Origin of the sequence: Sphingomonas horti, assembly GCF_009753715.1 — a bacterium.
Lineage (GTDB): Bacteria > Pseudomonadota > Alphaproteobacteria > Sphingomonadales > Sphingomonadaceae > Sphingomonas_B > Sphingomonas_B horti.
This window is the reverse complement of the sequence record NZ_WQMS01000016.1, coordinates 443,494-457,613: the sequence shown is the minus strand read 5'-3', so window position 1 is coordinate 457,613 and position 14,120 is coordinate 443,494. Positions and strand designations below refer to the sequence as shown.

The 14,120-nt window shown below is 69.5% G+C and carries 12 protein-coding genes; 6 read left to right on the top strand and 6 right to left on the bottom strand.

Annotation, left to right across the window (positions count from 1 at the left end; all coding sequences use genetic code 11):
* Positions 1–181: 181 nt before the first annotated feature.
* Positions 182–1,567 (bottom strand): cell envelope integrity protein CreD, encoded by a 1,386-nt coding sequence (gene creD / locus GON01_RS15070; protein WP_157028165.1) that lies wholly within the window; start codon positions 1,565–1,567, stop codon positions 182–184.
* A gap of 84 nt (positions 1,568–1,651) precedes the next feature.
* Positions 1,652–3,259, bottom strand: coding sequence for a methyl-accepting chemotaxis protein (locus GON01_RS15065; protein WP_198159866.1), 1,608 nt, complete (start codon positions 3,257–3,259; stop codon positions 1,652–1,654).
* A gap of 142 nt (positions 3,260–3,401) precedes the next feature.
* Between GON01_RS15065 and GON01_RS15060 the strand changes: the two genes are divergently transcribed.
* The 5 genes from GON01_RS15060 to GON01_RS15040 all read left to right on the top strand — a co-directional run bounded on the left by GON01_RS15060 (position 3,402) and on the right by GON01_RS15040 (position 7,707).
* Entirely contained in the window at positions 3,402–4,241 is an 840-nt protein-coding gene (locus GON01_RS15060; RefSeq protein WP_157028163.1) for a tetratricopeptide repeat protein, read from the top strand.
* 7 nt (positions 4,242–4,248) lie between these two features.
* Positions 4,249–4,710, top strand: coding sequence for an NUDIX domain-containing protein (locus GON01_RS15055; RefSeq protein WP_157028162.1), 462 nt, complete (start codon positions 4,249–4,251; stop codon positions 4,708–4,710).
* A 30-nt stretch (positions 4,711–4,740) separates the two neighbouring features.
* On the top strand, positions 4,741–5,595 hold the full coding sequence (gene panB / locus GON01_RS15050; protein WP_157028161.1) for a 3-methyl-2-oxobutanoate hydroxymethyltransferase: 855 nt from the start codon (positions 4,741–4,743) through the stop codon (positions 5,593–5,595).
* Between the two features lie 64 nt (positions 5,596–5,659).
* A complete protein-coding gene (locus GON01_RS15045; RefSeq protein ID WP_157028160.1) occupies positions 5,660–6,361 on the top strand; it encodes a tetratricopeptide repeat protein in 702 nt (233 codons plus the stop codon).
* Positions 6,358–7,707 (top strand): outer membrane protein assembly factor BamB family protein, encoded by a 1,350-nt coding sequence (locus GON01_RS15040; RefSeq protein WP_157028159.1) that lies wholly within the window; start codon positions 6,358–6,360, stop codon positions 7,705–7,707. The genes GON01_RS15045 and GON01_RS15040 overlap by 4 nt, the downstream gene beginning before the upstream one ends.
* 55 nt (positions 7,708–7,762) lie before the next feature.
* Here the strand turns inward: GON01_RS15040 and GON01_RS15035 are convergent, their stop codons facing one another.
* Positions 7,763–8,041, bottom strand: a complete 279-nt coding sequence (locus GON01_RS15035) for a circumsporozoite protein (protein ID WP_157028158.1) — start codon at positions 8,039–8,041, stop codon at positions 7,763–7,765.
* A 32-nt stretch (positions 8,042–8,073) separates the two neighbouring features.
* Positions 8,074–9,714 (bottom strand): alkaline phosphatase family protein, encoded by a 1,641-nt coding sequence (locus GON01_RS15030; protein WP_309503375.1) that lies wholly within the window; start codon positions 9,712–9,714, stop codon positions 8,074–8,076.
* A 48-nt stretch (positions 9,715–9,762) separates the two neighbouring features.
* Here GON01_RS15030 and GON01_RS15025 point away from each other — a divergent pair, with 48 nt between their 5' ends.
* Complete coding sequence (locus tag GON01_RS15025; RefSeq protein WP_157028157.1) at positions 9,763–11,802, top strand: protein-disulfide reductase DsbD family protein; 2,040 nt, start codon at positions 9,763–9,765, stop codon at positions 11,800–11,802.
* On the opposite strand, the gene GON01_RS15020 is transcribed toward GON01_RS15025, so the two are convergent.
* The gene (locus GON01_RS15020) at positions 11,782–12,402 is read right to left on the bottom strand and encodes a hypothetical protein (protein WP_157028156.1); all 621 of its coding nucleotides are present in this window, start codon (positions 12,400–12,402) and stop codon (positions 11,782–11,784) included. The two genes, GON01_RS15025 and GON01_RS15020, sit on opposite strands and share 21 nt — an antisense overlap.
* Entirely contained in the window at positions 12,389–14,110 is a 1,722-nt protein-coding gene (locus GON01_RS15015; protein ID WP_157028155.1) for an amidohydrolase, read from the bottom strand. Before GON01_RS15015 ends, GON01_RS15020 begins: the two co-directional genes overlap by 14 nt.
* Positions 14,111–14,120 lie beyond the last annotated feature (10 nt).

Genomic DNA, 14,120 nt, shown 5'->3' with positions numbered 1-14,120 from the left:
GCCGCGTCGCCAGCACCCGCCTCCCCGTCTTCCACTATATCGAGAGCAGGTCGACATGCGCACGTCGGTGATTGACAGGAGCCAGGCGTCGAGCGCGCGATGGGCAAGCTGCGGGCCGAGAGCGAACGGGGCATTAAGCTGGTGGGCGCCTGCACGCTCGCCGATCTCGGCCGCGACAACCTCAGGTGGCACTGATCCGCTTGCCGGTCCAGTCCACGCGTCGCGTCACGTACATCACCGCCCCCAGCGCCACGAACAGCAGCACCGACCCGATCAGCAGCGAATAGGCTTCAAGGCTAAGCAGGATGTAGAGCACGGCGTAAAGTGCGACCAGCAGGCCGCCGATCCACACCGCGCGCCGCCAGCTTTTCAGCACGGCGGCCGAATAGGCGGCGATCTGTCCGATGATCGCCGCGCTCGCCAGCAGATAGGCGGCAGTGAAGCCGATCACCTCGGCAAAGGCGAGCAGCAGCACGAAGAACAGCACCAGCCCCGCCCCGACCAGCAGATATTCGACGCCGGCGACGGCAACGCCGCCGATCACGTCGAACATCAGGAAGGCCAGAAACGTGAAGCCGATGAACAGGAAACCGTACTTCACCGCGCGGTTGACCTGGCTGTAGAGGTCGACCGGCTGCACCAGCGTGATCCGCGCCTCGTGCTCGCCGGCGTCAGGCCCCTGCACGGCGCGCGGCTCCGGCGGGGCCGCCTGAACGGGATCGCGGACATCGACCAGCGACTGGCCGAGCGCAAGATTGCCGACACGGTAGGTTGCGGAGAAGCCATTATCCCCCACGCGGCGAGTGGCCGGCAGGAAGCCACCCTGGAAGCTCGGGTGCGGCCAGGGCGACACCACGGTCCAGCGCGTGTCGCCCGCCTGCGGCGCTAGCGTCAGCGAATCATTGCCGCGCATCGCATAGACGAATGAAGTCGCGATCGGCCCTGCCTTCAGGGCCGAGGCATCGAGCGGAGCGTAGAAGCCGGAGCCGCGCGTCTGGGCCGGGCCTTTGCCGGGCTGAAGCGTCAGTGCCAGGCCGGCGACGTGTACCTGCGGCGGCGGCCCGAACAAGCCGCGCGCGTCGGACAGCCCGAAACGCAACTCGGCACGGTCGAAGGCAAGGCGATCGATCGTTACGCCATAGCGGGCCAGATCGGCCGGCAATGCGAACCGCGCCTGTCCCCTGACCGCGGCCTCATAAACCACCGCTTCGTAGATCGAGCGCTTGCGACGTTCGGGGCTGAGCTCCGTCTGAAGCTCGGCAGCTTCGGGAGACAGCGCCAGCTCGCGCCACACGTCGCGGCTGCGCGTCACCTGGCGACCGCCTTCGACAACGGTTTCGGTCGCCTGGTCGAGGAAGGGAATAACGAGGAAAGGGCCGGCGATCGTCTGCGGTCCGCCCCAGCCCTGCGCGATCGAGGCGCGGGCGGTTTCCGACTGCGACTGCCGGTCGTAAACGAGCAGATAGACCGAAAAGAGCGGGATCGCGAGGACCAGGCCGATCAGCGCGGTCCAGAGGAACTTCGCGCCGGGCGTACGCTCCGGGCGCGCGGGCACAGTGTCTTCCATCAGCCACCTCCGTTCAGCCGTGCTGTATCAGCGGCGAACGGAGTGAAATCCAGTCGCATTGTGTCGCGAAGTGTCGCCCCAGGATCAGGCGGCGCGCAGCTCGCCCAGGAACGCTCGCGTTTCGGCAAGAATTGACCGGGTGCGCGCGACCAGCTCGGACGAGCGTTCTTCCACCTGGTCGGTCATCTCGGACGAGACGGTCGCCGCCTGCTTCGCTTCCGCGACGCGGCCATGCACGTCGGTTGCGAAGGCCGCGGCGGCGAGCGCATGCTGCTCGAGCTCACCGACGATCGCCCCCTGGCCCTCTAGCGCGGTGCCGAGCGTCCGCGCCAGCTCCTCGAAAATCGCGAGACAGCCCTGCATCTCGGCAATTGCGGCTTCGGTGTCGGTCGACGCATTCGCGATGTCTTCGGCCTTCTGGCGTACGTCGCCGGTCGCGCGGCCGGTTTGATTGGCGAGCGACTTCACTTCCGCCGCGACCACCGCGAAGCCACGGCCCGCCTCGCCCGCGCTGGCGGCTTCGATCGTGGCGTTGAGGGCAAGCAGATTGGTCTGGCGGGCAATATCCTCGATGGTCGCCGAGATCGCGCCGATGCCTTGCGCGTTGCGGACGAGAGCACGGAACTGCTTGTCGGCGCGGCCGGTCAAGTCGAAGGCGCGGGCATTGGCCGACGCCTGCTCGTCCACCCGCGCCTGCACCGCCGCAAGCGCGTGGCGAAGATCGGCGGCAAGGCCAGCGAGCGCGGCCATGTCCGCTTCCGAGCGGTCGACCTTGCCGGCGAGCTCGACGAAGCGCTGGTGGCTCGCCAGCGCCGATTGCGCGAGTTGCCGCGCCATCGCGCTTGCCTGCTCGGCGTCGGACGCGATCGCCTCGATCCCTGACAGCAGCCGCATCTCGAATCCGCGCGCGACTTCAGCGATGTCGCGGCGGCGCTCGTCCTCGCGCTGCTGGCGGGCCTGTGCGGCCGCCTGCGTATCTTCTACGGCGCGAGCCGCGGCCGCTTCGGCCTGGCGGGCGGCGAGCAACGCGATCTCGGCGCGCGCCCGCTCCGTCTCGGCACCGCTGCGATACTGATCGACGATCATCGCGTGCTGGCCGATGACGGTGCGTGCCAGCATCAGCACGAACACCGCCAGAAACGCGTAGACGGGCCATTCGATCGCGCTCACCCGCGCATAGATGCCGCATACCAGAGTGACGGTCGTCAGGAACGTCGCCGCCGCAGCCGGGATCGGCGCGTATCTGAGGGCGCCGACCGCCATCACGCCCGCCATTACCGCGACGACCAGCACCTGCAGCTCGGGCGGCGCATAGAGTCCGGCGTTCGACAGGAAGATGAACCAGCCCAGCGCGACGAACGCCGCCTCGGCTGCAATCTGGCGCACCCGCTCCCTCGGCAGCGCGACGTGCCAGTCCGTTGCGCGGTCGCGAAACCAGCGTCCGAGCATCACGCAACAGGTCAGGAAATGAAAGGCGGCGGCCGCGAGGATCGAAACCAGGTTCCGGGCATCCAGGCTCGCCGCCAGCACGCCGCCCGACACGATCAGGCTCATCGCGAACGAGACGGGATAGGTGCGGGTCGCTGCGTCGATCTGCGCGCGCAGCAGCTCGTCGGACAATCCGTCCGAGCGCAGCGCCGCAACCAACGCCGACGTTCGCGTGCCGGCTGCTATGCCCCCATGTTCGCCCACATCACCCGATTAGCGCCAGCCGGCTAACAGGCCGTTAACCGTGATCGTCTTCGTGCGCTATGGGTTTCGCCCGCCCCCATCTTCAGGCTAGGGACAGCTATCCTCGGCACATCTGCGCGTTTGATTGATTTGAGGCTTGTTGATGCTGAAACGAACGATCCTGCTTCTGCTGCTCGGCGCCGCCGCGACGCCGCTCGCCGCCCAGTCCGCGCCGGACCTCAATGCGCGCGTCGGCAAGATCGAGAAGGAATTGCGCGCGGTGCAGCGCAAGGTCTTCCCGGACGGACAGCCGCTGGAGCCGGAGATCGTGGCGCCCAAGCCGGCGCCGGAGCCGATCGGCGGCCCCGCCAGCTCGCCGGTCGCCGACCTGACCGCGCGCGTCGACGCGATCGAGACGCAGCTGCGGGCCCTGACCGCTCATGTCGAGCAGAACGGCCATCGGGTCGGGCAGCTCGAGGACCAGGTGAAGCAGCTGGTCGCCGACGCGCAGGCGCGCGCCGCCGCCGAGGCGCCCCCGGCCGCGCTGGTGCCGCCGAGCCAGATCGACCAGGAAGCTCCGCCGGCGCCGGCCGTGGAGCGCCCTTCCACCGGTGACCCTGCGGAGGACGGCTATATCTACGGATTCCGGCTGTGGCAGGCGAAAGCCTATGGCCAGGCCGAGACCGAGCTGAAGCGCGTCGCCGACAAATACCCCGATCACCGCCGCGCGTCGTTCGCCCAGAACCTGCTGGGCCGCGCCTATCTGGACGACGGCAAGCCGGCTCTCGCCGCTGTCGCGCTTTACGACAGCTACAAGAAATGGCCGAAGGGCGAGCGCGCGGCGGAAAGCCTCTACTGGCTCGGCCAGGCGCTCACCCAGCTCAAGAAGCCGGCCGATGCGTGCAAGGTCTATGCGCAATTCGGCGACGATTACGGCGCGGCCGCCTCAGCCAGCCTGAAGGCACAGGTCGCGGCGGGCCGGAAGCAGGCGAAGTGCGGCTGACCATCGCATGAAACGTCTGAGCGCCGGGATGCTGTTGTTCCGGCGCAGCGGGCGCACGCTCGAAGTGCTGCTGGTCCGCCCCGGCGGGCCCTATTGGCGCAAGCGGGATATCGGCGCCTGGCAGATTCCCAAAGGCGGGGTCGAGCCGGGAGAAGAGCCGCTCGCCGCCGCCTTCCGCGAGGTCGAGGAGGAGCTTGGGCTGAGGCTGGAAGGCGATCCGCTGCCGCTCGGCCGCATTCGGCAGACCGGCGGCAAGCTGGTCGAAGCCTATGCCCTCGAAGCGAGCTTCGACCCCGCGGCGCTGGTCAGCAACCTGTTCGAGATGGAATGGCCGCCACGCAGCGGGACGACGCAGCGCTTCCAGGAAGTGGAGGAGGCCCGCTGGTTCACGATTCCCGCCGCAAGCGAGAGGATGCTGCCGAGCCAATTGCCGCTGCTCGGGCGGCTTGTGGAAACGCTGGGCTGGTGATTTCCGTCACGGCGGCGCAAAAGCGCGGCCATGTCCACCTTCACGATCGACACCGCGACCAGCCGCGCCCATCCCACCCCCGCCCCGATGAAGCGGCTGACCGTTCCCGCGGTCCGCGCGCGCAAGGGCGGAGAGCCGCTGGTGATGCTGACCGCCTATACGGTCAGGATGGCGCAGCTGCTCGATCCGCACTGCGACATCCTGCTGGTCGGCGACAGCCTGGGCCAGGTGATCTACGGCCTCCCCTCCACACTTCCGGTCACGCTCGACATGATGTGCGCGCACGGGGCGGCGGTGGTGCGGGGCAGCTATCACGCGCTGGTGATCGTCGACATGCCGTTCGGCAGCTATGAGGCGAGCCCGGACCAGGCCTTTGCCTCCGCCGCGCGCATCCTTGCCGAGACCGGCGCTGCCGGCGTCAAGCTGGAAGGCGGCGAGACGATGGCGCCGACGATCGCCTTCCTGACCGCGCGCGGCGTGCCGGTGATGGCGCATGTCGGCCTGACGCCGCAATCGGTGAACGCGCTGGGCGGCTATGGCGCGCGCGGCCGCACCAACGAGGAGCATTCGCGCATCGTCGCCGATGCCCGCGCGGTCGCCGAGGCGGGCGCCTTTTCGGTCGTCGCCGAAGGCGTGATCGAGCCGCTCGCCCGAACCATCGCCGCCGAAGTGGCGTGCCCGGTGATCGGCATCGGCGCATCGGCCGCGTGCGACGGGCAGGTGCTGGTCGCCGAAGACATGCTCGGCCTGTTCGAGCGCACGCCCCGGTTCGTGAAGCGCTATGCCGACATGGCGGGCATGATCGGGGATGCCGCCGCAGCCTATGCGGCCGAGGTGCGGGCCCGCACCTTTCCTGGACCCGACCAGGTTTACGCCCCCAAGTAGCGGCTTCCGTTTGGCGAAGCGCATCGCTAAGGTCCGCGCCGCTTGATCCCCCAGGAGATTTGGTTTGGCCGTACCGCCGGAGACGAACGAAGCTTTCTTACGCGAAGTCGACGAGGAACTGCGGCGGGACGAACTGGCCAGGCTCTGGAAGCGCTGGGGCCGGGTGCTCTTGGTCGTCATCGCTGTCGGCCTGATCGCGCTTGCCGCATTCCTGTGGTGGCGCGACTATCAGGCAAAGCAGGCCGGCATCGAAGGCGAGAAGCTGTCGGCGGCAATCGAGCAGCTGTCGAGCGGACGCACCGACCAGGCGATCCCGACCTTGCGCGAGCTCAGCAAATCGTCGCGCAGCGGCTATCGCGCCGCCGCCCAGCTCGCGCTCGGGGCGATCGATTCGCAGAAGAAGGACCCGAAGGCGGCGATCGCTGCCTTCGCTGCGGTCGCCAAGGATGAGAAGATCGGCAAGCCGTTCCGCGACCTGGCGCTGATCCGCCAGACGACGATGGAGTTCGACACGCTGCCGCCGGACCAGGTGATCGCGCGAATGAAGCCGCTGGCGGCGAAGGGCAGCCCGTGGGGGGGCAGCGCCGGCGAGCTGATCGCGGTCGCGCAGCTGAAGGCGGGCCGGCCGACCGAGGCGGGAGCAACGTTCGCGGGGCTGGTCGGCGACCCGGCCGTTCCGCCTTCGATCCGTTCACGCGCCGCTCAGATGGCGAGCGTACTGGGTGTTGCCGTCAATCCTGTCGCTCAGCCGAGTTTGTCCCGATGATCCGTAATCTTCGCGCCCCGCTGCTGCTCGCCACGATGCTGGCGCTTTCGGGCTGCGGCGTCTTCAAGGCCGCCAAGCCCAAGACGCCGGTGCTCGGCCAGCGCGTGCCGATCCTGGTCGCCGAGACGGGGGCCGAAGTCGATCCGGCGCTCGCCTCGATCCAGGTGGCGCTGCCGCCGCCGGTGCTGAACGATGCCTGGACCCAACCGAGCGGCAACGCGACGCACGCGATGGGGCACCTTGCCCTTTCCGCCTCGCCGACGCGCGTCTGGGAAACGCGGATCGCCGGCGGCGACAAGCGAGCGCATCTCGCCGCCGCGCCGGTGGTGGCGGGCGGCCGGCTCTATGTGATCGACACCAATGCCCGGCTGCACGCCTATGACGCGCGGACCGGCAGCGAAGTCTGGACCGTGTTCGTTGGCGACGCCGCGGACGAAGATAAGGGCAAAGGCGCCGCCAACAACAGCAAGGCGCTGTTCGGCGGCGGCGTCAGCGTCGATGGCGACAAGCTCTACGCGACGAACGGACTTGGCGACGTGGTGGCGAAGAACGCCGCCGACGGATCGACGATCTGGCGCAAACGCCCGGGCGGCCCGTTGCGCGGCGCGCCGACCGTTTCGAACGGCAATGTCTATGTGGTGAGCCAGGACAACCAGATCTTCGCGCTTCGCCAGAGCGACGGCAATATTGAATGGACCGGCTCCGGCACGCTTGAGGTCTCCGGCGTGTTCGGCGTAGCCGCGCCCGCAGCCGGCCAGGGCACCGTCGTCGCCGGCTTCTCCTCGGGCGAGCTCAATGCCTATCGCTACGAGAATGGCCGCATCGTCTGGCAGGACGCGCTGTCGCGCACCAGCATCTCGACGTCGGTGGGCACGATCTCCGACATCGATGCCGAGCCGGTGATCGACGACGGGCGCGTCTATGCGATCGGATCGGGCGGCCGCATGGTCGCGCTGGAGCTGGTCACCGGCCAGCGCATCTGGGAGATCAACGCAGGCGGCATCGCGACGCCGTGGGTGGCCGGCGACTGGGTGTTCGCCGTCACCGACAATGCGCGACTGCTCTGCATCGCCCGATCGACCGGGCGCGTGCGCTGGGCGACGCAGCTGCCGCACTGGAAGAACGAGAAGAAGAAGAAGGGCGGGATCAGCTGGACCGGGCCGGTGCTCGCCGGCGGCCGGCTGATCGCGGTCAGCAGCGAGGGCCAGATCGCCTATGTCTCGCCCGAGACGGGCGCGATCCAGGCCACCGTCAAGGCCGGCAAGCCGCTCAGCCTGTCCCCGGTCGTCGCCGACAATACGCTCTACCTGCTGGACGACGAAGGCGGCCTTTCGGCCTGGCGCTGACGCGAAAAAGCCGCGGCCCGGCAGGACCGCGGCTCTTCCTGTACAGCCCGCGCGGTTAGTGGCTCGCGTTCCCCGCCGCATTGTCGGCGGCGTTCGCGGCATTGTCGGCAGCGTTGCCGGTCGCGTTGGCGCTGTTGTCGGCCATCGCATCCATCGAATTGCCGGCAGCGGCGAGCGCGTTGTCGACGCTGTTCGCGCCCGCTTCCGCGGTGTTCGAGATATCGGTCCCGACCGCGTTGGCCGCTTCGCTGGTCTCGTTCTGCGCATTTTGCGAGCAGGCCGCGAGACCAAGGGCAGCGGCCGAAGCCAGCGCGAGGACAGTCAGTTTCTTCATCGAGATCGTCTCCTTCCTGAACGCGGGCGGGTCTAGCGAGCGGCTTCCGGTGCGGCAACCGCGCAATTGTCCCCCGCGCTCGCGTCGAGATCGAGGCAGCGGCCGTCGATCTCGCCGGCGGGCACCGGCAAGCCGATCAGCGACGCGAGCGTCGGCAGGATGTCGACCGTCTCCACGCCGAGCGGCTGCTCGAAATTCTGCACGCCCTTCCACCAGAACAGGATCGGCACCCGCCGGTCGTAGTTCCAGAAGCTTCCATGGGTGGCGACATAGCCACGCGTGGGGTCGGCGATCGGCGTCACGCGCTCCTTCAGCGCGACGATCAGGTCGCCCGAGCGTCCCGGCAGGTAGGACGCCCGCGCCCGCTCGGTAAAGGACCAGGTCTCGGGCGGGCTGGTCGGCTGCGGCAGCTTCGCGATGTCGGCGCCGACGAACACATTCTCGACCAGCGGCGACTGGCGGATCAGATCCGCGGCGCGACGCGCGACCTTGGCGCGCATCTTCTGAGGCACCGCCCGATCGACATAGACATCGCCGCCCGCCGGGATCAGCACCGGGCCGTCGAGCTTCAGCTCGCGGCCGATCTGCGCCCCGACCGCCTTCACGTCGAGCCGGTTGTCGACGCGCTGCGCGTCCGGCGCGGCGTGGATGCGGTTGCGCTCGGGCAGGTCATGGCCGCCGTGATCGGCCGTCAGCACGACGACATAGTCGATGCCCGCCTTGTCCAGCCGATCGAAGAATTGGCCCAGCCGCTTGTCGAGCGCGAGCAGCTGGATGCACATTTCGACACCCTCGGTGCCGAAAGCGTGGCCGACATAGTCGGTGGCGGATTCGCCGATCGAGATGATGTCGGTCGCTGGTCCGCGGCCGAGCTGCATCGAGTCGATCAGCGATTCGGCAAGCGTCAGGTTGGCGTCGTCGATCTCGGGCGAGGCACGGAACTTGGTCGTGTCGCCGGCCGGACGGCCGAACCGCCAGGTGCCAACGGTCTTGCCGTCGCCGATCGGGATCGGCCGGTCGCGCGAGGCGCAGACGCCGGGCACCGGCAGCGCCGGCTGCGGCTGAGCCAGCCGGGCGGCGAGCGCGCTGCGGAACGGCGCGATCGCCGCGTCCGGCGCGGGCTGGCCCGCGATCGTCACATAGTCCTTGCCGTTCCAAAACCAGAGCTGGTCGACCTTGTGCCCGCCCATCATAACCGCGGCGCGGTCCTTGCCGGCGACCGAGACGACCCGGGTGGCGGGATCGGCATTCTTCATCCGCTCGCCCAGCGTCGGCACCAGCAGGTGCTTCGCCGAAACCGTGTAGCTCCGCGACGTGCTGCCGGGCACCGTCTCGTCCTCGGCGCAATAGATGGTCTTGTCGGCGCGGGCGACCGACTGGTCGATCCAGTCATTGGCGACGATGCCGGTCCGATAGGGCCGGCTGCCGGTCAGGATCGTCGAGTGGCCGGGACAGGTCTCGGTCGCCGCATGGCTCTGATAGCCCGAGGGGAAGACCACGCCTTCGGAGAGGCGTCGCAGCCCGCCGGTGAAATGCTGCCTGTACTCCGAAAACAGGTCGGCCGAGAACTGGTCGACCGAGATCGCGACGATCAGCTTCGGCCTGGGAGGCTGGGCCGGGGCGGTGGCGGGAAGGAAAGCGGCGAGAGCGGTGACGAGAAGACGCAGCCTCACGAAGAAACTCCTTGGGGTTCCGGGCTGTGAACCGATAGGGAAAGCGGGATGCTCGCGAAACTGAAATCCGCATGGGCGTGGCTGATCCTGGCGGCACTGTGGCCCGCGGCGGTCTTCGCGCAACCGGGCCAGCAGCACATCCACCCGCGGCTGATCGCCGAAAGCGCTACCCCCGCGCCCGGCCAAACGATCGCGCTGGCGCTGGAGATGACGCCGGACAAGGGCTGGCACGGCTATTGGCAGAACCCGGGCGACGCCGGCGTGCCCCCCGACGTCAAGTGGCGGCTCCCGGCGGGCGCGAGCGTCGGCGCGTTCCGCTATCCTGTGCCGGGCACGCTGCTGATCGCTGGCTTGATGAACTATGTCTATGAGCACGAATATGCGCTGATCGCGCCGCTGACGGTGCCGAAGGACGCCAGGCCCGGCGCGACGCTGCGGATCGAAGGCGATGCCGAATGGCTCGCCTGCACCGACGAAGTCTGCGTCCCCGAGCGGGGAACGATCGCCGTCGACCTGACCGTGGGGAGCGGCCGCATCGATCCGGCGACGCAAGCGCGGTTCGATGCGTGGCGGGCGAAGCTGCCGCGGCCGCTGGGCGCGCAGGCGCGGTTCGAAGTGGTGCAGGGCCGGATGCGCATCGCCGTGCCGCTGCCGGCCGACGTCGCCGTCGCGCAGCCCTATTTCTTCGCCGAGACCGGAAACGCGATCGACTATGCCGCGCCGCAGAGCGTCAGCCGCAACGGCGACGCGCTGATCGTCGAGACGGCGGCCAAGGGCAATCCGGCGGCGCTGGCCGGCGTGCTGAAGATCGACGACGATACCGGCCTGGCGCTGACCGCGGTGCCGGGGCCGGTTCCGGCGGCGGGCGATCCGGTCGGGGAGACAGGTGCGGCCAAGTGGGACGCGATGACGGTGCTGACCGCCCTTGCCGGCGCGGTGCTGGGCGGGCTGCTGCTGAACGTGATGCCGTGCGTGTTCCCGATCCTGAGCCTGAAGGCGCTCGGGCTGGCGCGTGCCGGCGTCGACGAGCGCGAGGCGCGGCGCGAGGGACTCGCCTATGCGGCGGGCGTGATCGCCACCTGCCTGGCGCTCGGGGGCGCATTGCTGGCGCTCCGTGCCGGCGGCTCCGCGGCCGGCTGGGCGTTTCAGCTGCAGGACCCGCGCGTGATCGGGCTGCTGCTGTTGCTGGTCATGGCCGTCGCGCTGAACCTGGCCGGGCTGTTCGAGCTGCGCACGATCGGAGCCGGCGATGCGCTGGCCGCGCGGGGCGGCGCGGCGGGCGCCTTCTGGACCGGCGCGCTTGCGGCCTTTGTCGCGACGCCCTGCACCGGGCCGTTCATGGCGGCGGCGTTGGGCGCGGCCCTGGTGCTGCCCGCGGCAGGAGCGCTTGCGGTGTTCGGCGGGCTCGGACTCGGGCTGGCGCTGCCCTTCCTCGCGATCGGGTTCGTGCCGGCGCTGCGACGGCGGCTGCCGAAGCCCGGCGCCTGGATGGAGACGATGCGCCGCGTCCTTGCCGTGCCGATGTTCCTGACGGCGCTCGGCCTGGCCTGGATCCTGGGGCGGCAGGCGGGCGTGGACGGCATGATCGTAGGGCTGGGCGCCGCACTGCTGCTCGGTCTCGCGCTCTGGTGGGCCGGCGTGCGGCAGGTCCGCGGCCGCCCGATACTGCCGGCGATCCCGGCCGCCGCGATCGCGGCCGGGCTGGTGCTGACCCTTGCCCCGATCGCCACCCGCGCCGAAGCGGGCGGCGTGCTGAAGGCGCGGCCGTTCAGCGAGGCGGCGCTGAAGGCGGCGCGCGATGCGGGGCGGCCGGTCTTCCTCTACTTCACGGCCGACTGGTGCCTGACCTGCAAGGTCAACGAGAAAGGCGCGATCGAGCGAGCCGAGGTGGCCGACGCCTTTGCCAAACACAACGTCGCGGTGCTGGTCGGCGACTGGACCAACGGCGATCCGGAGATCGGGCGCTTCCTGGAGCGGCAGGGACGGTCGGGCGTGCCGCTCTACCTTTATTACCGCCCAGGCGCGGCCGAGCCGGACGTGCTGCCGCAAGTGCTGACCCCGTCGATGCTAGCGCGGCTGGCCTCCTGAGCTGGGGGTCGCGGTCGGTACGGGCTGCGGCGGCGCCACCGGCGCCATTCCGTTCGCTGGCGCGGCCGCATTTTCGACCGGGGGCGGGGGCGGAGCCGGCGGGTTGCGGCAGAAATCGACGACGCGCCGGATCGCGACGCCGCCCGGAATCGTGAATGTCTGCGGACCGCCGGAAACGGTGATCTGCGACTGCGGGCGCGCCATCGCGTCCAGCACGGCGTCGCCCATGCCGGTGCGCGCCTGCACGCGGCCATTGCCGAGGTCGCGCGTGCCGAGGCTGACCCCTACCCCGCCCGCCGCCAGGTTCAGCGCGGTGCCGGTGCCGGCGCGCTCGAACAGGATCGAGCGGCTGGCCGGTTCGCAGCGGAGCGCGAATTCCGGCGGCAGGTTGGCGGCGCCGTAGAAGGCGGCGCCGTCCTCGACGCGCCATGCCATCGGCGCCCCCACCCCTTCGGGCACTTCTGAGACATTCTCGTCGGCACTGTCGGCGACCCTGACCGGCACGTCGCCACTGCGCTCGGTCCGGTTGCCGACCGTCATCTTGTCGCAGCCGGCGAGCAGCAGCAGCGCGACCAGGACGAGACGGCTATTTCGCGGCATAGACCCGCTCGCCGCCGATCCAGGTCTCAAGCACCTTGGTCGCGCGGAGCTGCTGCGGCGTGGACTGCAGCGGATCGGTGTCGACGATCAGGAAATCGGCGCGGTAGCCGGGCTGGAGCATTCCGATCCGGTCTTCCGCCTTGCCGGCATAGGCCGCCTCCGTGGTGTAGCCGGCGAGCGCCACTTCGCGGCTGACCCGCTCCTGCGGCTGCCAGCCGCCGAACGGCTGCCCGTCCGGCCCTTCGCGCGTGATCGCGGCGGCCATGCCCGGGAACGGGTTCGGCGATTCGACCGGCGCGTCCGAACCGAAGGCGAGGTGGGCACCGGTGCGCCGGATCGATTCCCACGCATAGGCGCCGGCAAGCCGGTTCGGCCCCAGCCGCGCTTCCGCCATCAACCGGTCCGAAGTCTCATGAGTCGGCTGCATCGAGGCGATGATGCCGAACCGGCCGAAGCGCGGGATATCGGCGGGATCGACGATCTGCGCGTGCTCAATCCGCCAGCGGCGATTGTCCGGATAGCTGGGCGCGACTTCCTCGATCGCGCTCAACACCTGCGCGTCGGCGCGATCGCCGATCGCGTGGATCGCGACCTGGAATTTGTCCATCGCCGCACGGACCATCAGGTTGCGGATCTTCGCATCGTCCATGAAGCCCAGGCCGGTTTCCTTCGGCGCGTCGGCATAAGGCTGCTTCAGCCACGCCCCGCGCGAGCCGAGCGCGCCATCGGCGAAGAGCTTGATCCCGACCATCCGCAGCCGGTCGTCATAGAGCCACGGCGTCGGGCCGGCGCCTGCGACCGACAGCGCCGGCTCCAGCCCCAGCGCATAGGAGATGATCCGCACCTTCAGCACATTGGCGTCGCCGGCGCGACGGAACACGTTCCAGTCCTCGACCGAGGTGCCCATGTCCGCAATGCCGGTGATGCCGTAGCCGAGCAGGATCGCCTGTGCCTTCGACAGGGCGATGTCGCGCTCGCGCGGCTGCGGGCCAGGCACCACTTTCTCGACCAGCCGGCGCGCGGCATCGACGAACACGCCCGCGGGCTGGCCGCCGGCGGTCTTTTCGATGCGCCCCCCGGCCGGCGACGGCGTCGCGGCGGTGACGCCGGCGGCCTTCATCGCGGCGCTGTTCGCCCAGCCGGCATGGCCGTCGACGCGGACCAGCCAGACCGGCCTGTCCGGGACGATCGCGTCGATGTCCGCCGCAGTCGGGAAGCGGCCGAGGCCCCATTGCTCCTGGTTCCAGCCGGCGCCGACGATCCACGGCCGGTCGGGATTGGCCTTCGCATAGGCAGCCAGCATCGCCTTCGCCTCGTCCAGCGACTTCGCTTCGGTGAGGTCGAGCGACATTGCCTTGAAGCCCAGTTCCATCACATGGCCGTGCGCGTCGATCAGGCCGGGCATCAGCACCCGCCCCTTGCCGTCGTAGCGGAAGTCGAGGCCGCGATCGGGCCGCTTGTCGCCGCGCTGGAGCAGCTTTTCGACGCGCCCGTCCTTGTCGATGACGAGGCCGGTAAAGCGCTCGACCTTGCCGTCCTTGTCGAGCGTCAGCCCGTTCACATTGTCGATCAGCGAATCGGCATGGGCAGGCACCGCGAGCAGCGCCAGCGCGGCCCAAAGGTAACGAAAGTCACGGCACGTCACGCGGAGAAGCGTTACCTTTGGAAGCCGGAAATCAGGGACGGAGCGAAGGAGCGACGCGATCATTCCGCCTGCA